This window comes from Lonepinella sp. MS14435, from assembly GCF_042485795.1.
In the GTDB taxonomy this organism is placed as follows: Bacteria; Pseudomonadota; Gammaproteobacteria; order Enterobacterales; family Pasteurellaceae; genus Lonepinella.
The window spans coordinates 520,306-541,084 of the sequence record NZ_CP169368.1; the positions used below are offsets into that span (position 1 = coordinate 520,306).

The window sequence follows — 20,779 nt, forward strand, 5'->3', positions numbered from 1 at the left end:
GGAGAGTTAATATGAAATTATATTATCTTAAAGGTGCTTGTTCTTTAGTTCCACATATTGCATTAGAGTGGATTGGTCAGCCTTATGAAGCCATTGAGGCAACAAGAGAATTTATTAAAACGCCAGAATATTTAGCATTAAATCCACAAGGTGCAGTACCGTTATTATTAGATGGTGATTTTGCGTTATCACAAAATGTGGCGATTTTAAGTTATTTAGATGATTTATATCCAGATGCTCAAATTTTCGGTAGTAAAACAGTACAAGACAAAGCAAAAGCAATGAAATGGTTAGCATTTTGTAATGCAGATTTACATAAAACTTTTGGTGCCTTTTTCCATCAACCTGCTTATGCAGAAGGTAATGAAACGTTAATACAACAAATTCGTCAAGCAACTGCAGAGAAAATTCTGACTTTATTATCTATTGCAGATGATCATTTGGCTCGCCATTTATTTTTAGGTGAACGTATTTCGGTGGCGGATGCTTACCTTTATACTATTTTACGTTGGTGTCATTTAATTGGAGTGGATTACAGTGATTTGCGAAATTTAGTGGCATTCTATCAACGAGTAGGACAAAATGCTGGTGTGCAATCTGTGCTAAAACAACAAGGATTACCTGTCTAATGCAAAGTTTACGTCATTATCATACCTTTGCCATTGATGTTCAGGCAAAAAATATTGTAGAAATCACCGCAGTTGAGCAATTTACGCAAGTTTGGTCAACAGCAAAAGCGGATAATCAGCCTGTATTGTTGTTAGGTGAGGGGAGTAACGTCTTATTTGTGCAAGATTTTAACGGTACCGTATTAATCAATCGGTTAAAAGGCATTGAACATAGACAGGATAATGACTTTCACTATTTGCACGTTGCAGGGGGCGAAAATTGGCATCATTTAGTGCAATGGTCGCTGTCACAAGGCATTCAGGGCTTAGAGAATTTAGCCTTAATTCCAGGCTGTGCTGGCTCTGCACCGATCCAAAATATCGGTGCCTATGGTGTTGAATTTAAAGATGTTTGTGATTATGTTGAGGTATTAGATTTAAACCAAGGCGAAGTATTTCGTTTAAGTCATGAAGACTGTGGTTTTGCTTATCGCCATTCAGTATTTAAACTTCAATATGCAGATGGTTTTGTGGTGGTTGCGGTCGGGCTAAAATTAGCTAAAAACTGGCAACCTGTGTTGAAATATGGATCACTTGCCAATCTTGATGCGAATACGGTGACAGCTCAACAAATTTTTGCTGAAGTCTGTGCGATTCGCCAAGCGAAGTTACCTGATCCAAAGCAAATCGGGAATGCGGGGAGTTTCTTTAAAAATCCTGTGGTGACTGCTCGTCAATTCCACGATTTACAAGCAGAATATCCAACTATTCCAAATTATCCACAAGCAGATGGCTTTGTTAAGCTGGCTGCAGGCTGGTTAATTGATCAATGCGGTTTAAAAGGCTATCAAATTGGTGGCGCCATGGTGCATCAACAACAGGCATTAGTGTTAGTGAATACGGGTAATGCTACCAGTTCTGATGTCATAGAATTAGCTCATCATGTTCGTCAAGCGGTAGCAGCGAAGTTTGATGTTTATCTTTCACCAGAGGTGCGTTTTATTGGTGAACATGGCGAGATAAATGCGGAAAATGTGATTAGTTAGTTGATATTAATTATTTTCTAATAAAAAAACCCTGTCAAGTTGGCAGGGTTTTTAGACAATATATATAATAAAAATTATGCGTTTACTTGATCTTTTAATGCTTTACCAGCAACGAAAGCAGGAACTTTAGATGCTTTGATTTTGATTTCAGCACCAGTTTGTGGGTTACGACCTGTACGTGCTTTACGAGCGTTTACTTTGAATGTACCAAAACCAATTAACTGTACTGGATCACCAGCTTTTAAACTGCCAGAGATTGCGTTTAAAGTAGCTTCTAATGCTGCTTTTGCATCTTTTTTAGTTAATTTCGCTTCTGCTGCAATTGCATCGATTAAATCTGTTTTATTCATAATTAAAAACCTTATAATGTTTTATTAAATGTTGCGGTAAAGCCTTTGTTTACCAGATTTCAGTAACTGTAAGTGTAAGTACAGTGCTGTATAGATTAAACAAAGTTTGTGCGAAAGCAAGCACTATTTTGTAAATTTGTGGTAAAGATCGCGTTATTGGTTAATTTCTATACCAATATTTGATATTCTAGCACTACGAATCTCATTTTTTAGGTCTAAAATTAGATCCACATCACGCTTTTCAAATTCATTTAAGGTGCGGTAAATTTGCCATTGCACATCTAATTCTTGTTGAATTTCCACCGCACTTTTAAGATCATTTTCCGAGAATTCACGTTCTTGTTCGGTTTCTAACAAGGTTGCGATTGTTTGTAAGGAAAGCTGACTAATTTTAATCGCTTGTTCTAAAGTTGAACCCGCAATGATAGCGTGCAATAATTCACCTAAACTTTCCGCCGCATCCAACGCTGGTACGACACCGAAAAAGTCGTAATCATTGACATCGGGAATAATGTCTTCTAATTTTTCCAACTGATTATCAAAATTAATTTTGGCATCTTTCACGGTTAAATATTCCCATACCAGATTTAAGATATTTTGGTAGGTTTTGGCTTGTTCTGGTTGTTCCGTCATTTGGCAGAACAGCTGAAAGTTCGGATACATCCGTTCACATAGACAAGCCATAAAAGTTAAATGTTGCCAACTTTCGAAATGTTCAAGGCGTTTATGAATAGGGTTTCGCATAGCCGTTCCTTTTATTGATGATAAGGTTTGGAATAATGGTGAATGGCATCCACCAACACTTTTGGGCTTTCCACAGGCACATCTTGATGAATGCCATGCCCGAGATTAAACACATGCCCAGAGCCTGTGCCAAAGTCTGCCAAAATTGACCGCACTTCTTGTATGATGCGTTCAGGTGGGGCATATAACACTGATGGATCAATATTGCCTTGTAAGGCAACTTTATGTCCTACTTGAGCTTTTGCTTTCGCAATATCTACGGTCCAATCTAAACCAATCGCATCACAGCCAGTGTTTGCGATCTGTTCTAACCATAAGCCACCGCCTTTAGTGAACAAAGTAACAGGTACCTTGCGATCTTCATTTTCACGGATTAAACCCGCTACAATTTTGTGCATATATTGCAATGAAAAATCGACATAATCCCGATGTGCCAACACGCCACCCCAAGTATCAAATACCATAACAGATTGAGCCCCTGCTTTGATTTGAGCATTGAGATATAAAATCACCGAATCAGCTACTTTATCTAATAGTTGACGTAATAACTGCGGTTCGGAATACAGCATTTTTTTGATTTTAGTGAAGGTTTTGCTTGAGCCACCTTCCACCATATAGGTCGCCAACGTCCACGGACTGCCTGAAAAACCAATTAATGGCACCTCGCCGTTGAGTTCACGGCGAATGGTACGCACTGCATTCATGACATATTGTAATTCGACTTCGGGATCAGGAATTGGCAAATTTTGCACCGCACTTTTGCTTTCTACTGGACGAGCAAATTTTGGTCCTTCACCCACACCAAAACTTAACCCCAAGCCCATAGCATCAGGAATGGTTAAAATATCAGAAAATAAAATAGCGGCATCTAACGCATAACGGCGAAGCGGTTGTAATGTTACTTCACAAGCTAAATCCGCATTACGACAAAGCGACATAAAATCTCCCGCTTTCGCTCGAGTCGCTTTATATTCTGGTAAATACCGTCCAGCTTGTCGCATTAGCCAAACAGGGGTGTAATCGACAGGTTCACGCAATAAGGCTTTTAAATAGCGATCGTTTTTTAATGGTGGCATAAAATTTGATAAATAAAAATAAAGTGGGGGAAGTGTATATGAGATAGATAGTGATTGCAATATTCAAAGGAGATATACCTATTTGCTATTAGCTATCCCTGTGGTAATATTTGGACAAGGAGAAGCAGCATTTAAGGCTTGGAGTACAGTGGCTTTAATTGTTGTTACTTATTTTTTCTTACTAGGTGGACGTTTTTTTCGTCAATATAAATCTAGTTTACCGAAAATACGGGAGAATTAAATTATGTGGTTAAGTATTGGTCTTACTGTACTTGCATTTATAGCGGTTGGTGTCTGTGCATTTGCTTATAGTTTGCTAAAAAGTGTTGAAGCTCCCAAAAAATAATACTTTCTCCATTTTTTAAGAAAAGTAATTTGTGGGAAGTATTATCTCACTTGCGTTCTCACCCATAAATCCGCATACTTCACAAAAGTAGAATGAGCGGATAACACCGCCAATAAAAATCCCTGTTTACCATCTAAAAATCCAGCTTTCAGTAAATACATTTTCACAAAGCAACCTACCGCATGCGTAACACCATCAAAAAGACTGGCTGTTTTGCCCTGTGCCTGACGTTGTTCCGCCCAAGCGTTGGCATAACCAGCGGATTTCACTAAATAATGATGAATATTTTTATAGGTAAAATGAGCTAAATTGCCTGTTAGTTTTTCAACCTTTGTACTATTTGGATAATGTACTCGTTCGTGAACCAGTTCATCGCCGTATTTGGCATAATCGGTTTTATACAAACGTACTACATAATCAGGATACCAACCAGAATGACGGATTTCACGTCCGAAAACTGTACTTAAACGGTTAAGTTGATACACCGTATTTTCGGCATTCTTTTGTACCGCAGTTTGAATAGATTGTGCTAATTCGGTGGTAACACGTTCATCGGCATCAAGCCATAAGACATAATCACTGGTGACATATTGTTGAGCGAGCTGACGTTGTTTGCCAAAACCTTGCCAATCAGTATTTTGATAAAATTTTGCCCCGTAAGATTGAGCGATTTGTTCGGTATTATCGGTGCTACCGCTGTCTAAAATTACGATTTCATTTGCCCAATCTTTTACGGTGTCTAAGCATTCCGCCAAATCTTGGCTTTCATTTTTCACAATCATTGCAACGCTGATGGTTGGCATAATATTCTCATTTTGTAGGATAAAAATTTTTCATTATTCTAACCGCACTTTGTAGCAAAACCAACTAAATATCGCTATAATCAAATTGTTTATTCACATTAATTGACAAAAGGAAGATTAACATGGGCTTAGAAAGTGTACCAGCAGGCAAAGAATTACCAGATGATATTTATGTCGTGATTGAAATCCCTGCTAATTCAGATCCAATTAAATACGAAGTTGATAAAGAAACTGGCACATTATTTGTTGACCGTTTTATGGCAACCGCAATGTTCTATCCAGCTAACTATGGTTATGTAAACCATACTTTATCTTCAGATGGCGATCCTGTTGATGTGTTAGTGCCAACGCCATACCCATTACAACCAGGTTCCGTGATTCGTTGCCGTCCAGTGGGCGTGTTAAAAATGACAGATGAAGCGGGTGGTGATGCGAAAGTGGTCGCAGTTCCGCATACTAAATTAAGCAAAGAATACGATCACATTAAAGATGTGGGCGATTTACCTGCGTTATTAAAAGCTCAAATTCAGCATTTCTTTGAAAGCTATAAAGCACTAGAAGCTGGTAAATGGGTAAAAGTGGAAGGCTGGGGCGATGTAAACGAAGCTCGTCAAGAAATTTTAGACTCATTTGAGCGTGCGAAAAAATAATTAACTCAGTGATGCCGTCTTATTTTGGTAAGGCGGTATTTTTTTGTGACATTAGGGGAAATCAGATGTTAAAACGCCAAAAGAAAATATTTGCGACCTGTTTTGCGGTTGCAGTTTTAGTGAGCTGTGCAACCAGTACGGAAATAAACCAACAAGCTGAGAGCCAATATGCTCAAGTTTTAGCACAAGCAAGACAAAAAGGCATATTAGATACCAGTTCTACCACATCAAAACGGGTACAAAAAGTCTTCCACGTGATGCAACCCTATGCCGAACAAGAAAATAATACTGGTACAAAATTTAACTGGCAAATTGCTGTAGTAAAAAGTGATGATCTTAATGCTTGGGCAATGCCAGGTGGTAAGATGATGTTTTACACGGGACTAGTGGATAAATTATCCTTAACCGATGATGAAATTGCGACAGTGATGGGACATGAAATGGCTCATGCACTAAAAGAACATGGCAAATCATCACGTAATTTAGGTGTATTTACTACAGTACTTGGGGCAGCCGTTGAAGTCGGGGCAGGAGCAGCACTTGGTGTTGATCTACAAGGGTTAGGTAGCGGAACAGTCGATTTAATCACTAATAAGCCCTATTCTCGTAGCAATGAAACAGAAGCAGACGAAATCGGCTTAATGTTAATGGCAAAATCTGGCTATAATCCACAAGCTGCCCCAAAACTCTGGCAAAAAATGCAGGCACAAGGTGGTTCAAGTAAAGTAGCAAGTTTATTCTCTACTCACCCAAGTGATGAAGCTCGCCAAGAAAATTTACAACGTTTATTGCCTGAAGCAATGAAAGTTTATAATGCGAGAAAATAACCAAATGCCACCAAGTGCGGTAAAAATGATCTGACCCCAAAAAGTTAGACGCTTACATCAAGGACTGACGACGATATTGTATCGGACTCAGTCCTTTTAATTTTAACTGAATACGTTCTTCATTGTAATAGCGAACATACTCATCAATCATGATTTTAATCTCATCAACGGTTTTAAAGGATTTCCCATAAAAACGCTCCGTTTTCATTCGCCCGAAAAAACTCTCCATTGCAGCATTATCCAAGCAATTTCCCTTACGGGACATACTCTGTTCAATGCCATTTTCTCGTAATATATGTTGATAAGCTCGCATTTGATAGTGCCAACCTTGGTCTGAATGCAACACCGTTTTTTCTCCCTTAGCACGCTTTTTCAATGCGTTTTGCAACATCGTTTCCACCAATGCCCAGTTTGGACTGGTGCTAGTGTGATGTGCGATTAGCTCGTTGTTAAATGTGTCTAAAATCGGCGAAAAATAGAGTTTATTACCATCTTCTGCCTTGAACTCCGTAATATCCGTGAGCCATTTTTCATTCGGTTTGCTGGCAGTAAAATCACGTTTAAGCCTATTTTCGGCAATTCTGCCCACTTCACCATGATAGGCATTATATTTTCGACATTTTTTGCTTTTCACCTGCAAGCCCATTTCTCGCATAAGTCGTTGAATTTTCTTGTGATTGACCCCTTTCAACTCTGCTGCAACACGGCGATAGCCATATTCAGGGTGCTTTGCTTTTATCTTCCTGATTTCTGCTCTAAGTGCTTCATCTTTATCCGTTTTAGGCTTGATATGATAGAAAAATACACTACGAGAAAGTCCCGCAATTTCGAGCAACAAAGCTAACGGATAGCGTAATCTTAAGGCTTGGACGGCTTCTGCCGTTTCCTGTCTTCTCGTTTGATAATCTCGTCCAACTTTTTTAGAAAGTCGTTCTCCGCTCTCAATCTCAGATTTTCAAGCTCGAGTTCTTCTAGCCGATTCTTGGGTTTTGGGGGCATTTTAGGATATTTTGGCTTCATCGTTTGGCGACCCTTTGGTTTAGGTAATAAGCCTTTTATACCTTGTTTTTCAAAGGTTTTCAACCATTGACTAATCATGCCCGAGCTACTTAAGCCAAAATGTAACGCTGCACCACGACCCGAAAATTGACCTAAAAGTACGCTTTGAACAACGTTAAATTTGAACTCTGGAGAATACTTTTGTTTGCTATGTCGAACAGCTAATCCACTACTGCCTGAGTGCTTAAATTGCACAATCCAACGTCTAGCTGTCTCATTGGGCAGGTCAAAATGTTTGCATGTTATAGATAAACTTTCGTGATTTGTGAAATAAAAATCCACGACTTGTTGTTTGAATGTTTGGTTGTATTTAGTCATAAAAATCTGCACCTTATTGGGTTGGAGGTTAGTCCAACTTTTGGGGTGCAGATCAAAATTACCGCACTTTTTGCTTAAAATAATAAATATTTTTATCTGGAAAAATCCAATCAATGAATTTCTTGAGTTTAGCGTTAGTATTGCGTTGTTTCTTGCTTAAAGGTAATTCATTCCAGTCTTTTTCTGCTAATAATGCAATACAATCTTGTAGTGATAAGTTTTTTAATTGAGCATTCACAAAAAAATCTGCAATCATATTATTCCATTCGGTTTTATTGCCCCAATAATGTCCGATAATTGTATTGCAGGGCTGTAAAGGTTGATGCTGATTTAACGCCACAGAAAAAGAAAATTGTTCCACTAATTTACGTTCACAATCTGTACCACAAATTTCATCACAGAGTTGTAATGCGAGTGCAAGGATTGCTTGAGCCTTTTCTGCGGGTAAAGCAACCACACCCGCATTCCACATCACACTATCAGGTCTAATTTCAATATTGGCAAAGGTTTTTCCTACTAAAGTGCGGTGCATTTTTTGCCAAGTTCGATTGGATTGTTCGCTTAATACACCTTCTTTTAAGTGCATAAATGTTTGCCCCTGATTAAGCTGGTGTTGCATTTCCGTTAATGGCGTGGCTAAAAAAGTATCGCTATCCACATAGAGCAAATGTTGAGCGGGATATTGGGCTTGAACAGTCTGCAACGCCTTAATTTTCACTCGCCAAAAGAAGTGATATTTTCCTTGCCATTGCTGTAAGGTGGTTTGGTTAATTTCAATAAATTCAATACGATCACCAAAAACACGGTAAAAATCTGGGCGATCGGTGATGACAATCACTTTTTCAATTTGCGGATCTCGCAAAAAAGTTAAAATGGCAAAACAGGCTTGATAATGGTTTTCAAGCCGTTCGCCGAAAGTGAGTAAGGTTAAATTCATGTTTATATTATCCATTCTGGACTAATCTGTTCTGGTGAAATTTCATTGATATTATGTTGGTAGTGTACAATTTCAGTTCGATTTTGATTATTAGGGTGCCAATTTAGCCAATTTTGTTGACCTTGACTGTAAAAACCAATAATCGGTTTATTTAGACCTGCTGCAATATGAATGGTGGCAGTATCAGGTGAAATTAACAAATCAGAATAGCGAATAAGTTCAATGGTATGAAATATACTTTTCGTGTTTTCATTAATAAAAATTTTTGCAAAAAAGGTATTATTCTCCATTGACCATTGACCATTGACCATTGCTATCAATTTTTTTAATTTTTCTGTTACTGGGGGATAGGTGAGTACGACTATTGGCAAGCTACTTTCTTTTGCCAAATATTCAAGTATTGCAACGATATGTTTGTCATCAAATTGGCGAGCCGACCCATTACCAAAGAAATTCAAGGTAATAAATCTTTCTAATTTATTTTTCTGGATAAAATCAATGGTTTCAGTATTAGCTGACGGACTAAAGGGAATATCATATTGCGTATTAATATCAGTAAATCCTATTTTTTCTAATGCTGTTTTATAAACGTCAGCAAAATGTAAATTGGGATCATCAATATTGATATTAAAAAGTTGATAATTTTGTTTTAAATAACCGACATTGATTGAAGCGTTAATTAGGCGAATAAACAGTAAATCTCGGTTACGTAATAGTACCGTAGGATCAATTAACACGTCATAGTGAAATTTCCGCAAATTTAGACCGCACTTGATCCGATCCCAGATACTACGTTTTTGCACAAAATGTAGTTGATCAATATAAGGATTATCCGAAAATAAATAGGCATTATTTTTAGTACAAGTTACTCCAATATATAGCTCAGGATCCTGTTTTTTTAGTTCACGAAACACAAAAGAGCTGACAATATAATCACCAATTTTTCCGTCTTGGCGGAGAAAGAGGATTTTTTTGATAGGCAAATTTACTGGATTGTGATGTATTTTGTCTAGTAATAGTTTACCGATAGTCAGGCGGATTTTTTGTAAAAGAGTTTTGAGTTTCATTTAATTGTATCGATCTTCAAGTTTATTAATTTCTGATTCACTAGTTCCTCGGAAAATACAAGGTGGTTCAACACCATAGGCATTGAGCCTATTTAATTGTAATAATCCCGTTAAATAATCTGCAGGTATTCTAATGGGGTAGGCATTATCTAATAATTTTCTTGCTCCATTGAGAGTGAGCAAATAGGCATTTGCCATAATAATACAACGCTTAGATGTTTTTGACGGACTACGGTAACGTACTAATTTATAATTTTCAAATAGTTTACGCTTGAACAACCAAGATTTAGCTTTACCATGATCTAAAAAAACAATCTCTCGCCTAGATGGGACTCTTTTCAACACATCTGAAATGATCTTTGTAAAGTCGTGGTGAATGATAATATCATCTTCAAAAATAATAGCTTGTTCAATATGTTGCTCAACCATATACTGATAAACTTTAATATGGCTCATTGCACAGCCTATTTCACCAATAGTAAGGGGTTTCTTGGCTAGGTATTTTTTAGGGTAAAATTCATAATCAACTTGTGATAACTCTTCTTTACCCAGTGTTTTACCATAAACAGCATCGAAAAATTGAAAAGAAATATTTAAGGCAGTAAAACGCTGTGCAATTGCTTCTCGGCGAGGAGAGTTTTTAAGGCTGATAATGAAAATTGGCGGGATGTTTTTTTGTAGCATGGTTACCTGACTTCATTAAATTAGAGAAGTATATAGTCGTCTTGATTTGGAATGAATTTTAGTTTAGTCTATCAAAAATTTCAATATTAATTTATAGTTATAGTAGTGTCATTATACTTGAGCAGATTAGAGAAAAAAGAATGAAAATTTTAATTTTGCATAAATGGTTGATTATGGGCGGTGTTGAACGTATTTTAATAAATTATTTAGCACTGTTACAGGGTGAACCTAACTTAGATATAGATATTTTGATTGATTTTGATACAGAAGATAATGCTTTTCACAACAAAATTCCTAAAAAATTCCCAATAAGTTATATTTTTGATAGAAATCACAAAAAACAACGTGATTCAATTTATTCTGCAAGAAAAGAAAGTGTCTTAAATTGTATAAAATATAAGCTGTTTAATAGAAAAGAAAAAATACTTAGAAAACAGAAATTAACAGATAAAATTGTTCGGAATGACTATGATGTTGTTATAAATTTTAGTCAACATTTTGATCCTTATATTGAATTTGATCGTATTTCTGTACCAATTATTCGATGGCAACATTTAGCTTATGAACCTAAAAATAATCATTATTTGAAAAAAGACATTTCTATTTTAGTTAGATATAGTAAGATTATTGTCATTTCTAATGCGATGAGAGAACAAATGATTTCTCTTACCAATATTTCTTCCAATAAATTTGAACTTATATTTAATCCGTTGAATATAAGTCATATAGTAGAACAAGCTGATATTCTACCCTATGCTGGTTTAAGAAAAGAACATTTCTTTACCCAAGTAGCTAGGTTAGATAAAATAAAACAACATGATAAATTAATTGAAATTTACGCAGAACTAGTTAAGTATGGAAGAACAGAAAAACTTTATATTTTGGGAAACGGTGAAGAATGTAATTATTTAAAGCATCTTATAGAAAAGTTAAATTTAAAGAATAGATGTATTTTACTTGGTGAAGTTGAAAATCCTTATCCTTATATCAAATATGCAACACTTTTTCTACATACTTCAGCAAAAGAAGGATTGCCAACAGTATTACTGGAAAGTTTATTGTTAAATACTCCCGTAGTTGCAATGGATTGTCCGACAGGTCCAAGTGAAATACTTGATAATGGGCGTTGTGGTGCTTTAGTGACATTAAACAACAAAGATGAGTTTGTTCAAAAGACGATTGAGTTATTGCATAATCCTGAAATGATAGAAAAGATGCAGATAAATATGAAAACACATTTGGAAAAATTTTCTGAACAAGAAATTCGAAGAAAATTCATTGGTGTATTAGATAAACTCGTTGGAAAATAGGGCTAAAATGGAAAACAAACAAACAAAAATAAAGGTTGCTTTATTAATTAATGAATATTTCGGTGCAGTTAAAACGGGATATGGTGGATATGGATTCCTAGCGAAAAGACTTGTCGCGAAATATTTACCTTCAGATGATTTACAAGTTGATGTTTTATTGAAAACAACATCACGTAATTTTGGTATTTTAGCTAAAAAACATATTGTAGATGGTATTAATGTATATGAAATACCAAAGAAGCAGTGGGCTACGAAACAATTCCTAAAAAAACAAAATTATGATGTTTATTTAAGTATTGAAGTTACTTTTATACTCCCTTTAAAATTAGAACCAGACCAACGAAAGAAATTATTATTTTGGATTCAAGATCCGAGACCCCAAACTGATTGGGAAGAAATTCATACTGTACAGCTTTATCCTGAACCAAGCTATTACGATCAAGCATTATATGATTATATTCATCAATTATATAAACAAGATAGGGTAAAGTTTATTTCACAAGGTTATTTCCTAAATGAAAAGGCAAAAGAACTCTATCGTTTGAATGAAGATGTCAATATTCAATATTTGCCTAATCCAATTGAGATTAACAAAGACTTTAATCTCAATACATACGAAAAGAAAGATATGATTATTTTTTTAGGACGTATTGAATCCGTGAAACGAGGTTGGTTATTTGCTGAAATTGCTAAACAATGTCCTGAATATGAGTTTTATATGTTAGGTCAATCTTTCCATGATACAGCAAAGAATGCAGAGATTATGGCAAAATATAAAGATATTCCAAATTTATATTTTGCTGGACATGTTGATGGCGAAGAAAAAGAACAATTTTTGAAAGATGCCAAAATACTTGTCAATACTTCAATTCATGAAGCCTTACCAGTTTCATTCTTAGAAGCATTGTCTTATGGAACATTATTAGTCAGTAACCAAAATCCTGAAAATTTAACGGAAAAATTTGGTGTTTATACTGGGCAAGTCTTGGGCGATGGTTTTGATGCCATAGAACGTTATGTAGAAGGAATCCATTTCTTGATGAAAAATGATGAAATAAGAAAAACATTGGCAAGACAAGGTATAAATTATATTAAAGAAATACATAATATCCCTAAATTTGTTAAGGATATGAGAGAAATATTATTTGATCTAGCTGGGTGTAAGTGATAAACACTTTAGCCTATAACAAAATTTGTTATAGGCTCCTCTCATAGGCTCCTCCTAGAGCCTATACCAAAATTTGTGTAAATACTTGTTTCTGAGATAATAACCAAAAACAGGTATTTTCATTATGAATGAACAACAAATTAAATTATTGGCTAACGAACTCGCCAAAAACCTCAAAACGCCAGAAGATCTCAATCAGCTTTCTCGCGTGCTGAAAAAAATCACCGTGGAAGCCGCTCTCAATACTGAGTTGACCTCACATCTTGGTTATAAGAAAAATCAGCCAAGAAAGGCTAAAAATAGCCGAAATGGTTATAGTCAAAAAACCTTGCTCACCGATGAGGGAGATATTGAACTCAACATTCCCCGAGATCGTGAAAGCACCTTTGAACCCCAAATTATTAAGAAAAATCAAACTCGCATCACGGGTATGGATGAGCAAATCATTGCCTTATATGCCAAAGGGTTAAGTAATCAAGAGATTGTTGATTCGTTTAAGGAATTTTATGATGCCGATGTTTCACCGAGCCTGATTTCTCGGGTGACGGATTCGGTCAAAGAACGCATTATTGAGTGGCAAAATGAACCCCTTAATGCGGTGTATGCCATTGTTTATTTGGATTGTATCGTGGTGAAAGTTCGCCAAGACGGACGCATTATCAATAAAGCCGTGTTTGTCGCTCTTGGTGTGAATCTGGACGGACGCAAAGAGCTGTTAGGGCTGTGGATTGCAGAAAATGAAGGGTCAAAATTTTGGTTAAACGTGCTAACCGAGCTTAAAAATCGTGGCGTACAGGATATTCTAATTGCCTGTATTGATGGCTTAAAAGGCTTTCCTGAAGCGATTAATACTGTTTTTCCTGAAACGAAAATTCAGCTTTGTATCGTGCATATGGTTCGTAATAGTTTGAAATATGTCACTTGGAAAGATTTCAAAGCCGTGACAGTGGATTTAAAGCTGATTTATCAAGCACCTACGGAACAGGTAGCCCTACAGGCACTGGCTAATTTTGAGCAAAAATGGCAAGCAAAATACCCCTTAATCGCCAAAAGCTGGCAGACTCATTGGGCGAATTTAGCCACGATTTTCAGCTATCCTGACGATATTCGCAAGGCAATTTACACGACAAATGCGATAGAATCGTTAAATAGCGTGATTCGACGAGTGATTAAAAAACGAAATGTCTTCCCGACAGATGAATCCGTGATTAAAATCATCTGGCTTGCGATTAAAAATGCGTCTAAAAAATGGTCAATGCCAATCCGAAATTGGCGAGCAGCATTGAACCATTTTGTGCTAGAATTTGGTGATCGCTTAAATGATCACCTTTAAGTGAAATTGGTGTTTACACAAAATATGGGATAGGCTCGGCTAACCAGCCCTATTTCTTTTTTTACCTAATTATTTAGTTGGATAGTCCCACCAAATATCAAACAAATCACTGATTTCGACTTGTTGTAATCCATTGCTTTCTAACCAGTTTTTCACTAAAGTGCGGTGCTTTTCATCACATTTTCCGATTTTTTCTAAACAAACTAAACCCTCCCAGTGTAAATAGCCACTACCTTCATAAGCTAACCCATTTGGTTGAATGACTTCACGGATAAAGCGATCAACGATTTCATCTACTTGCTCGATAGCCGTACCTTCAGCAAATTGCCAATTGACTAAAAAGCCTAATTCTTGGAATTCTGCTAAGTGCATTTTTTTACGCTGACGAGCGTTACGTTGAATAGCCATATTTTTCTCCTATGCTATTAGAGCCTTGTTAGCTCTTATTCTTTAATAAAATATAAGTCCCAAACACTGTGACCTAATTTGTGACCACGTTGTTCGAATTTGGTTAAGGGACGGAAATCGGGGCGTTCAATATAATCACCCGTTGAGGAAACATTACGAATTCCCACCGCACTTTGCATAGATTGTAACACATCTAGCATCTGTTCGGCATAATTTTGCCAGTCGGTAGCAAAATGAATAAAACCACCAGATTGTAATTTTTGGCTAACATTTTCGACAAACTGCGGTTGTACAATACGGCGTTTGTGATGTTTCGCTTTTTGCCATGGATCAGGAAAAAATAACTGCAAACCGCCCACCGAATTTTCCGCAATGCAATCACGCAAAATTTCCGTGGCATCATGGCACATTACTCGCAAATTTTTCACCCCTTTTTCTAAAGCATAAGCTAAACAAGCTCCCACACCAGGGGTATGCACCTCAATCCCCAGATAATTTTTATCGGGATTTTGGGCAGCCATTTCCACTAAGGATTTTCCCATACCAAAACCTATTTCTAATACCACAGGCTGACTATTGCCATAAATCTTAGTGAAATCAAAGGGTTCATTTTGATAATCCAAACCATAATTTGCCCAATTATCATTCATTATTTGGCGTTGATATTCACTCAACCGCCCTGTACGTAACACAAAGCTCCGCACTTTACGTTTATAACGTCCATCTTCAGTAAATTCGGCAGTTTCCACGGTTTTACGTTTTTGATCGGCAAGGGTATTTTTTTGTTGTTCCATTCTTTTTTCATTGCTCGTAAAATTTGGCGGTCATTATACGGATTTCAAAGTGCGGTGTAAATTTAAGAAAAATCAAATCAGAGTCTATTTTAGATAGACACTTAAGAACAAGTCCCATGGGCGATTTATGCAACCAATGTATCCAAAAAGTGCCTAATTTAGCAAAGAAAAGTGCAGTCATTTTTTAGCGTGTTTTTCAGGTAACCTGAAAGGTTTTTCAAATTTTTCTAAACTCTATCGCCACGCCGTTTAATTGTGCTTTCGCCCAGTCAACCGCATTGCGGGCGGCTTGTCTGGCTTGGGGGGAGTTTTTCCAACAGCTTGAGCCTGTCAAATAAGCACCTTGGTGCACAATCTCTTCTTCATCAGTCGTTGCCAACTCCTGTACGCTGTCCAAGCCCATTTGTTCCAGACGGCTGATAAACGTTTTGCCTATGCCTTTGACGGCAAGCAGGGATTGATATTCTTCTGCGGTAAATGCCATGATTGCTCCGTTTTTTTGTGCTGGGTCGGATTGTTAAATCCGACCTTAATTAAGACGTTAAGGCTTGTCGGACTGCTTGCGTGCCACAGGCTTACAAGTATCCTACCCACATTGCCTTATGCCATTTCTTTCACTGCCTGCTCTGCCCAAGCCATGGTTTCGGCAAAGGCGGGGCGTGCCAAATGGGCGGCGGCGTAGTGTTGCAGTATGCTGTCATCGGCGGACAGCACGGGCATATTGCGGGTAAAGTGGGCAATCAAGGCACTGAAATATAAATCCAATACGCTAAACTGATTGCCAAGGATAAATGTGCGTCCGTTTAAATGGTTACGCAAGGTATCCAACAATACATCGGGATTGCCATAGCCGATTGCTTTTTGTGTTTCGGCATCAATGCTTACCTGCATAAATTTATCCATCAGTGCGTATTCCAAATGAATGGACAAACACAGCCAGCGGTAAAATTCGCCGCGTTCAATGCTGCCTGCGGGCGGTATCAGCCCTTTGTCGGGGAACTGTTCGGCTAAAAAGGTCAAAATGGCAAGCGTTTCGGTTAAAACCGTATCGCCAACCTTTAAGGCAGGCACCTGCCCTTGCGGATTAACCGCCAGATACTCGGCAGATTTCATCTGTCCGCCAAACTGCACCAGCTTGACTTGACAATCCGCACCGCATTCTTTGAGTGCCCAAACGACATACATGCCGCGTGAAAAGGGGTGGGTGTAAAGGGTGTATTGCATGGGATTGCTCCTTGATGTTGAAGTGAGTGAATGCCTGAAAGGCTTTTTTAGTTTTAGCATATTTTAAAGGTTTTAGATAGCTTTTCTTTTACACGTCTGCACCGCCTGCATATATCCTTTTGAACTTCACAGCGTGTCAGCTAGTGTTCAATAATTACAGTTTTGGATATCTTTTTCGGTTGTGTTAAAATTCACTCCTATTTTTAATCGCATTTTTAACGTTATGACCGTTCAATCCCATTCTACAGATCCTTTTACCAACGCTATACTAAATTGGTTTGACCGATTTGGACGCAAGCATTTGCCGTGGCAGCAGGATAAAACCCTGTATGCGGTGTGGTTGTCGGAAGTGATGTTACAACAAACGCAGGTGGCAACGGTAATCCCTTATTTTGAGCGGTTTATTAAAACTTTTCCAAATATCACCGCACTTGCTAATGCTCCCCTTGATGAAGTGTTGCATTTGTGGACTGGTTTAGGTTATTACGCTCGAGCTAGAAATTTGCACAAGGCAGCACAGCAAATTCGTGATGAATATCAAGGACAATTTCCTACGCAATTTGAGCAAGTACTGGCATTGTCGGGTATCGGGCGAAGTACCGCTGGTGCTATTTTATCTTCGGTGTTAAATCAGCCCTATGCTATTTTAGATGGTAATGTAAAACGTGTTTTATCTCGTTTCTTTCTTGTTGATGGTTGGACGGGGGACAAGAAAGTCGAAAGTAAATTATGGGCATTAAGCGAGCAAGTGACACCGCAAGATCGAGTGGCGGATTTTAATCAGGCGATGATGGATATTGGGGCAATGGTTTGTACCCGTTCAAAACCGAAGTGTGATTTGTGTCCAATTAGTCAAAAGTGCGGTGCAAATTTAACAAATTCTTGGCGAGCTTATCCAAATAAAAAACCGAAAAAAGTCTTGCCAGAACGTACCAGCTATTTTTTGATTTTAGCCAATCAAGGCAAGGTGGTGTTAGAACAGCGAGAAAATTTAGGTTTGTGGGGTGGTTTGTATTGTTTTCCACAATTTGCCAGCAAAACGGAATTATTAGCTTATTTAAATACCCAAGGAATTAGTCAATATCAAGAATGGACGACATTTCGGCATACCTTTAGTCATTTTCATTTAGATATTTATCCAATTTATGCGGAACTTCATGGCAAAAAATGTGACGAAGATTGCACAGATTGGAAAAAAATTGCAGAAAAGCCAGCAGAATATCAATTTACTGTATCACCAAGTAACAAATATTGGTATGATCCAGCTAATCCAGATCAAATTGGATTCGCTACGCCAGTCAAGAATTTATTAACAGAATTTTATAAGAGAAAATTATAATGGCAAGAACCGTATTTTGTGCTTATTTAAAGCAACAGGCAGAAGGATTAGATTTTCAGCTTTACCCAGGCGAATTAGGTAAGCGTATTTTCGATAATATCAGTAAACAGGCTTGGGGCGAATGGATGAAAAAGCAAACCATGCTAGTTAATGAAAAAAAATTAAATATGATGAACCCTGAGCATCGTCAGTTATTAGAGCAAGAAATGGTGAATTTTTTGTTTGAAGGAAAAGAGGTGCATATTGAAGGTTATGTTCCACAATCAAAATAAAATAAATATGATGAAGATTTCTTTAAAAAAATTAGCCGTGTTGGCGATTATTCCTTTTTTGTATGCTTGTTCATCAAATCAAGATCGTAATTATGATGATGCCTTTGCTAAGGATACGCATGGTTTAGATTTACTTACTGGGCAATTTTCACAGAATATTGACCAGATCTGGGGCGTAAATGAGCTGTTAGTGGCGAGTCGTAAAGACTATGTAAAATATACTGATAGTTATTATACCCGTAGCCATATTAGCTTTGAGGAAGGTCAAATTAATATTGAAACCTTAGCGGACGTGAATCGTTTACATAGTGCTATTGTGCATACTTTATTAATGGGGTCTGATGCAAAAGGGATTGATTTATTTGCTTCGGGTGATGTACCTATCAGTACTCGTCCATTCTTAGTTGGTCAGGTTGTCAATAACTTTGGTCAACCTATTAGAGATCTTAATACGGCGAATAATTTTGCCAGCTATTTAATTCAAAATAGATTACAAAAACGAACATTAAGCAATGGGCGATCTGTGCAGTTTGTTAGTATTCAAATGATTGCGAATCACGTTAATGTGCGTGCTAGAGCATATTTGCCATTTGTACGTAAATCATCTCGTCAATATGGTATTGATGAGAGTTTGATTTTAGGTATTATGCAAACTGAATCAAGTTTCAACCCTTATGCGATCAGTTATGCAAATGCGTTAGGATTAATGCAGGTTGTGCCACATAGTGCGGGTCGAGATGTATTTAAAATGAAAGGACTTTCAGGTCAACCAAGTAAGAGTTATTTATTTGATCCAGCTAAAAATGTGGACGCTGGTGTATCTTATTTATGGTTGTTAAAAAATGATTATTTAGCAGGTATTGAAAATCCAACTTCTATGCGTTATGCCATGATTTCAGCGTATAACAGTGGTGCTGGTGCGGTATTACGTGTATTTAGTTATGATAGAGATGAAGCGATTTATCAAATTAATCGTATGCAGCCAGAACAGGTGTATCGTATTTTAACCACGGCTCATCCGTCATCACAGGCTCGTAATTATTTGCTGAAAGTAGATAAGGCTCAACAGAGTTATCGCAGAGTGAGATAAGATCAGTCCCGTACGTACAAGTGCGGGGCGTTTTGAGGATTTTTTGCATATTAAACAAGCAAACAGACAAATTTCAGATTTTTTTGTAAAATAACTATTGACCGAAAGGCGTAAATACGGTTTAATACGCCCCGTGTTGACGCAGTAAGCGTTACGCCTCGATAGCTCAGTCGGTAGAGCAGGGGATTGAAAATCCCCGTGTCGGTGGTTCGATTCCGCCTCGAGGCACCATCTTTTCCTCCTTAGTTCAGTCGGTAGAACGGTGGACTGTTAATCCATATGTCGCAGGTTCGAGTCCCGCAGGAGGAGCCATATTCTAAAGCCCTGATGATTGTAAAAAGTCATCAGGGTTTTCTCTTATTTAGAGAAAGTTAAAATCAAAGTAAAAAGGGTATCCCATGTTAAGTTACCGCCATAGTTTCCACGCAGGCAATCACGCCGATGTACTTAAGCATATTGTACAAATGTTGATCATTGAAAATCTGCAACAAAAAGACAAAGGCTTTTATTATTTAGACACGCACGCAGGTGTGGGGAAATACCGTTTATTCAGTGAAGAAGCAGAAAAAACAGCCGAATATCTTGAGGGTATTGCACGCCTTTGGGAACAAAAAGATTTGCCTGAAGAAATCCAACGTTATGTGAATTTAATTAAAAAGCTCAATTATGGCGGCAAAGAATTACGCTATTACGCAGGTTCACCGTTTATTGCTGCTTTAATGTTGCGAGAACAAGATCGGGCATTATTCACCGAATTACACCCTGCTGATTATCCGTTATTGCGTAACACGTTTAAGGAATACGACAATATTACCACTAAACGAGATAACGGTTTTCAACAGCTTAAAGCTACGCTTCCCCCCAAAGAACGCCGTGGTCTGGTCTTAATCGATCCACCTTATGAATTGAAAGAAGATTATGATCTGGTGGTGCAAGCCATTGTGGAGGGTTATAAACGTTTTGCCACAGGTATTTACGCCATTTGGTATCCCGTGGTGTTACGCCAACAAACGAAACGAATCATCAAAGGGTTAGAAGCCACAGGGATTCGCAAAATTCTGCAAATTGAATTGGCAGTTCGTCCTGATAGCGATCAGCGTGGTATGACCGCCAGTGGCATGATTGTGATTAATCCACCATGGCAATTAGAAAGCCAAATGAAACAGCTGTTGCCTTATTTAGTCAAGACCTTAGTGCCTGAAAATACGGGCAGTTGGAAAGTCAGTTGGATTACACCTGAATAGCCTATTTGTTCCTATTGGTTAAAGTGTGGTGGGAAATATTGAAATTTTTCACCGCACTTTTTACTCCAAATCCCCCTTAATA

Annotated in this window: 23 protein-coding genes and 2 tRNA genes; 13 read left to right on the plus strand and 12 right to left on the minus strand. The window is 37.5% G+C overall.

What is annotated here, in order from left to right; translation table 11 throughout:
• Positions 1–11 precede the first annotated feature (11 nt).
• Both O1Q80_RS02510 and murB read left to right on the plus strand, forming a co-directional pair.
• Complete coding sequence (locus O1Q80_RS02510) at positions 12–629, plus strand: glutathione S-transferase family protein (protein ID WP_386695491.1); 618 nt, start codon at positions 12–14, stop codon at positions 627–629.
• Positions 629–1,654, plus strand: a complete 1,026-nt coding sequence (murB, locus tag O1Q80_RS02515) for a UDP-N-acetylmuramate dehydrogenase (RefSeq protein ID WP_386695493.1) — start codon at positions 629–631, stop codon at positions 1,652–1,654. The genes O1Q80_RS02510 and murB overlap by 1 nt, the downstream gene beginning before the upstream one ends.
• A gap of 74 nt (positions 1,655–1,728) precedes the next feature.
• Here the strand turns inward: murB and O1Q80_RS02520 are convergent, their stop codons facing one another.
• The 4 genes from O1Q80_RS02520 to O1Q80_RS02535 all read right to left on the minus strand — a co-directional run bounded on the left by O1Q80_RS02520 (position 1,729) and on the right by O1Q80_RS02535 (position 4,973).
• On the minus strand, positions 1,729–2,004 hold the full coding sequence (locus O1Q80_RS02520) for an HU family DNA-binding protein (protein ID WP_386688451.1): 276 nt from the start codon (positions 2,002–2,004) through the stop codon (positions 1,729–1,731).
• 153 nt (positions 2,005–2,157) lie between these two features.
• Positions 2,158–2,748: a YjaG family protein gene (locus tag O1Q80_RS02525; protein WP_386695495.1), complete on the minus strand. Its 591-nt coding sequence runs from the start codon at positions 2,746–2,748 to the stop codon at positions 2,158–2,160.
• A gap of 11 nt (positions 2,749–2,759) precedes the next feature.
• Positions 2,760–3,824, minus strand: a complete 1,065-nt coding sequence (hemE, locus tag O1Q80_RS02530) for a uroporphyrinogen decarboxylase (RefSeq protein ID WP_386695497.1) — start codon at positions 3,822–3,824, stop codon at positions 2,760–2,762.
• Positions 3,825–4,211: 387 nt separating this feature from the next.
• Positions 4,212–4,973, minus strand: coding sequence for a glycosyltransferase family 2 protein (locus O1Q80_RS02535; RefSeq protein WP_386695499.1), 762 nt, complete (start codon positions 4,971–4,973; stop codon positions 4,212–4,214).
• Positions 4,974–5,095: 122 nt separating this feature from the next.
• On the opposite strand from O1Q80_RS02535, the gene ppa reads away from it, so the two are divergent.
• Both ppa and O1Q80_RS02545 read left to right on the plus strand, forming a co-directional pair.
• Positions 5,096–5,623, plus strand: coding sequence for an inorganic diphosphatase (ppa, locus tag O1Q80_RS02540; RefSeq protein WP_386688443.1), 528 nt, complete (start codon positions 5,096–5,098; stop codon positions 5,621–5,623).
• 65 nt (positions 5,624–5,688) lie between these two features.
• Positions 5,689–6,450, plus strand: a complete 762-nt coding sequence (locus O1Q80_RS02545) for a M48 family metallopeptidase (RefSeq protein ID WP_386695501.1) — start codon at positions 5,689–5,691, stop codon at positions 6,448–6,450.
• Positions 6,451–6,502: 52 nt separating this feature from the next.
• Here the strand turns inward: O1Q80_RS02545 and O1Q80_RS02550 are convergent.
• From O1Q80_RS02550 to O1Q80_RS02565, 4 genes are all read right to left on the minus strand, one after another.
• A protein-coding gene (locus O1Q80_RS02550; protein ID WP_386695234.1) for an IS3 family transposase occupies positions 6,503–7,827 on the minus strand; the annotation gives its coding sequence in 2 pieces (ribosomal slippage) (positions 6,503–7,353 and positions 7,353–7,827; 1,326 coding nt in all).
• Positions 7,828–7,885: 58 nt separating this feature from the next.
• Positions 7,886–8,779, minus strand: coding sequence for a hypothetical protein (locus tag O1Q80_RS02555; RefSeq protein WP_386695503.1), 894 nt, complete (start codon positions 8,777–8,779; stop codon positions 7,886–7,888).
• A complete protein-coding gene (locus tag O1Q80_RS02560) occupies positions 8,767–9,831 on the minus strand; it encodes a glycosyltransferase family 9 protein (protein ID WP_386695505.1) in 1,065 nt (354 codons plus the stop codon). Before O1Q80_RS02560 ends, O1Q80_RS02555 begins: the two co-directional genes overlap by 13 nt.
• Positions 9,832–10,515 (minus strand): glycosyltransferase family 25 protein, encoded by a 684-nt coding sequence (locus tag O1Q80_RS02565; protein ID WP_386688435.1) that lies wholly within the window; start codon positions 10,513–10,515, stop codon positions 9,832–9,834.
• Between the two features lie 140 nt (positions 10,516–10,655).
• Here O1Q80_RS02565 and O1Q80_RS02570 point away from each other — a divergent pair, with 140 nt between their 5' ends.
• The 3 genes from O1Q80_RS02570 (at position 10,656) to O1Q80_RS02580 (ending at position 14,326) form a co-directional block, all read left to right on the plus strand.
• Positions 10,656–11,825 carry a glycosyltransferase gene (locus O1Q80_RS02570; protein ID WP_386695507.1) on the plus strand — a complete coding sequence of 390 codons (1,170 nt, stop codon included), beginning with the start codon at positions 10,656–10,658 and terminating at the stop codon, positions 11,823–11,825.
• A 7-nt stretch (positions 11,826–11,832) separates the two neighbouring features.
• Positions 11,833–12,993: a glycosyltransferase family 4 protein gene (locus O1Q80_RS02575; RefSeq protein ID WP_386695509.1), complete on the plus strand. Its 1,161-nt coding sequence runs from the start codon at positions 11,833–11,835 to the stop codon at positions 12,991–12,993.
• A 124-nt stretch (positions 12,994–13,117) separates the two neighbouring features.
• Complete coding sequence (locus tag O1Q80_RS02580; protein ID WP_386695510.1) at positions 13,118–14,326, plus strand: IS256 family transposase; 1,209 nt, start codon at positions 13,118–13,120, stop codon at positions 14,324–14,326.
• 69 nt (positions 14,327–14,395) lie between these two features.
• Here the strand turns inward: O1Q80_RS02580 and O1Q80_RS02585 are convergent, their stop codons facing one another.
• The 4 genes from O1Q80_RS02585 to O1Q80_RS02600 form a co-directional block, all read right to left on the minus strand.
• Entirely contained in the window at positions 14,396–14,734 is a 339-nt protein-coding gene (locus O1Q80_RS02585; protein ID WP_386689016.1) for a YggL family protein, read from the minus strand.
• 35 nt (positions 14,735–14,769) lie between these two features.
• A complete protein-coding gene (gene trmB, locus O1Q80_RS02590) occupies positions 14,770–15,528 on the minus strand; it encodes a tRNA (guanosine(46)-N7)-methyltransferase TrmB (protein ID WP_386695512.1) in 759 nt (252 codons plus the stop codon).
• Positions 15,529–15,745: 217 nt separating this feature from the next.
• On the minus strand, positions 15,746–16,012 hold the full coding sequence (locus O1Q80_RS02595; RefSeq protein WP_386689020.1) for a recombinase RecA: 267 nt from the start codon (positions 16,010–16,012) through the stop codon (positions 15,746–15,748).
• A 116-nt stretch (positions 16,013–16,128) separates the two neighbouring features.
• Complete coding sequence (locus O1Q80_RS02600; protein WP_386695514.1) at positions 16,129–16,752, minus strand: glutathione S-transferase family protein; 624 nt, start codon at positions 16,750–16,752, stop codon at positions 16,129–16,131.
• Positions 16,753–16,975: 223 nt separating this feature from the next.
• Here O1Q80_RS02600 and mutY point away from each other — a divergent pair, with 223 nt between their 5' ends.
• The 6 genes from mutY (at position 16,976) to O1Q80_RS02630 (ending at position 20,697) form a co-directional block, all read left to right on the plus strand.
• Positions 16,976–18,091, plus strand: coding sequence for an A/G-specific adenine glycosylase (mutY, locus tag O1Q80_RS02605; protein WP_386695516.1), 1,116 nt, complete (start codon positions 16,976–16,978; stop codon positions 18,089–18,091).
• Positions 18,091–18,363, plus strand: coding sequence for an oxidative damage protection protein (locus O1Q80_RS02610; RefSeq protein ID WP_386691656.1), 273 nt, complete (start codon positions 18,091–18,093; stop codon positions 18,361–18,363). Before mutY ends, O1Q80_RS02610 begins: the two co-directional genes overlap by 1 nt.
• Positions 18,364–18,373: 10 nt before the next feature.
• Positions 18,374–19,453 carry a membrane-bound lytic murein transglycosylase MltC gene (gene mltC / locus O1Q80_RS02615; protein ID WP_386689028.1) on the plus strand — a complete coding sequence of 360 codons (1,080 nt, stop codon included), beginning with the start codon at positions 18,374–18,376 and terminating at the stop codon, positions 19,451–19,453.
• Between the two features lie 155 nt (positions 19,454–19,608).
• A tRNA-Phe gene (locus O1Q80_RS02620) sits at positions 19,609–19,684 on the plus strand.
• Positions 19,685–19,689: 5 nt separating this feature from the next.
• Positions 19,690–19,765: transfer RNA gene (locus O1Q80_RS02625), tRNA-Asn, on the plus strand.
• 86 nt (positions 19,766–19,851) lie between these two features.
• Entirely contained in the window at positions 19,852–20,697 is an 846-nt protein-coding gene (locus O1Q80_RS02630) for a 23S rRNA (adenine(2030)-N(6))-methyltransferase RlmJ (RefSeq protein ID WP_386689030.1), read from the plus strand.
• Positions 20,698–20,779 lie beyond the last annotated feature (82 nt).

Bases quoted from the DNA above. Each gene is read 5' to 3' on its own strand.
- hemE (WP_386695497.1), bottom strand. From the start codon at position 3,824: ATGCCACCATTAAAAAACGATCGCTATTTAAAAGCCTTATTGCGTGAA.
- trmB (WP_386695512.1), bottom strand. From the start codon at position 15,528: ATGGAACAACAAAAAAATACCCTTGCCGATCAAAAACGTAAAACCGTG.
- mutY (WP_386695516.1), top strand. From the start codon at position 16,976: ATGACCGTTCAATCCCATTCTACAGATCCTTTTACCAACGCTATACTA.
- mltC (WP_386689028.1), top strand. From the start codon at position 18,374: ATGAAGATTTCTTTAAAAAAATTAGCCGTGTTGGCGATTATTCCTTTT.
- O1Q80_RS02545 (WP_386695501.1), top strand. From the start codon at position 5,689: ATGTTAAAACGCCAAAAGAAAATATTTGCGACCTGTTTTGCGGTTGCA.
- O1Q80_RS02580 (WP_386695510.1), top strand. From the start codon at position 13,118: ATGAATGAACAACAAATTAAATTATTGGCTAACGAACTCGCCAAAAAC.
- murB (WP_386695493.1), top strand. From the start codon at position 629: ATGCAAAGTTTACGTCATTATCATACCTTTGCCATTGATGTTCAGGCA.
- O1Q80_RS02630 (WP_386689030.1), top strand. From the start codon at position 19,852: ATGTTAAGTTACCGCCATAGTTTCCACGCAGGCAATCACGCCGATGTA.
- O1Q80_RS02535 (WP_386695499.1), bottom strand. From the start codon at position 4,973: ATGCCAACCATCAGCGTTGCAATGATTGTGAAAAATGAAAGCCAAGAT.
- O1Q80_RS02560 (WP_386695505.1), bottom strand. From the start codon at position 9,831: ATGAAACTCAAAACTCTTTTACAAAAAATCCGCCTGACTATCGGTAAA.
- O1Q80_RS02510 (WP_386695491.1), top strand. From the start codon at position 12: ATGAAATTATATTATCTTAAAGGTGCTTGTTCTTTAGTTCCACATATT.
- O1Q80_RS02555 (WP_386695503.1), bottom strand. From the start codon at position 8,779: ATGGATAATATAAACATGAATTTAACCTTACTCACTTTCGGCGAACGG.
- O1Q80_RS02610 (WP_386691656.1), top strand. From the start codon at position 18,091: ATGGCAAGAACCGTATTTTGTGCTTATTTAAAGCAACAGGCAGAAGGA.
- ppa (WP_386688443.1), top strand. From the start codon at position 5,096: ATGGGCTTAGAAAGTGTACCAGCAGGCAAAGAATTACCAGATGATATT.
- O1Q80_RS02575 (WP_386695509.1), top strand. From the start codon at position 11,833: ATGGAAAACAAACAAACAAAAATAAAGGTTGCTTTATTAATTAATGAA.
- O1Q80_RS02520 (WP_386688451.1), bottom strand. From the start codon at position 2,004: ATGAATAAAACAGATTTAATCGATGCAATTGCAGCAGAAGCGAAATTA.
- O1Q80_RS02570 (WP_386695507.1), top strand. From the start codon at position 10,656: ATGAAAATTTTAATTTTGCATAAATGGTTGATTATGGGCGGTGTTGAA.
- O1Q80_RS02525 (WP_386695495.1), bottom strand. From the start codon at position 2,748: ATGCGAAACCCTATTCATAAACGCCTTGAACATTTCGAAAGTTGGCAA.
- O1Q80_RS02595 (WP_386689020.1), bottom strand. From the start codon at position 16,012: ATGGCATTTACCGCAGAAGAATATCAATCCCTGCTTGCCGTCAAAGGC.
- O1Q80_RS02585 (WP_386689016.1), bottom strand. From the start codon at position 14,734: ATGGCTATTCAACGTAACGCTCGTCAGCGTAAAAAAATGCACTTAGCA.
- O1Q80_RS02600 (WP_386695514.1), bottom strand. From the start codon at position 16,752: ATGCAATACACCCTTTACACCCACCCCTTTTCACGCGGCATGTATGTC.
- O1Q80_RS02565 (WP_386688435.1), bottom strand. From the start codon at position 10,515: ATGCTACAAAAAAACATCCCGCCAATTTTCATTATCAGCCTTAAAAAC.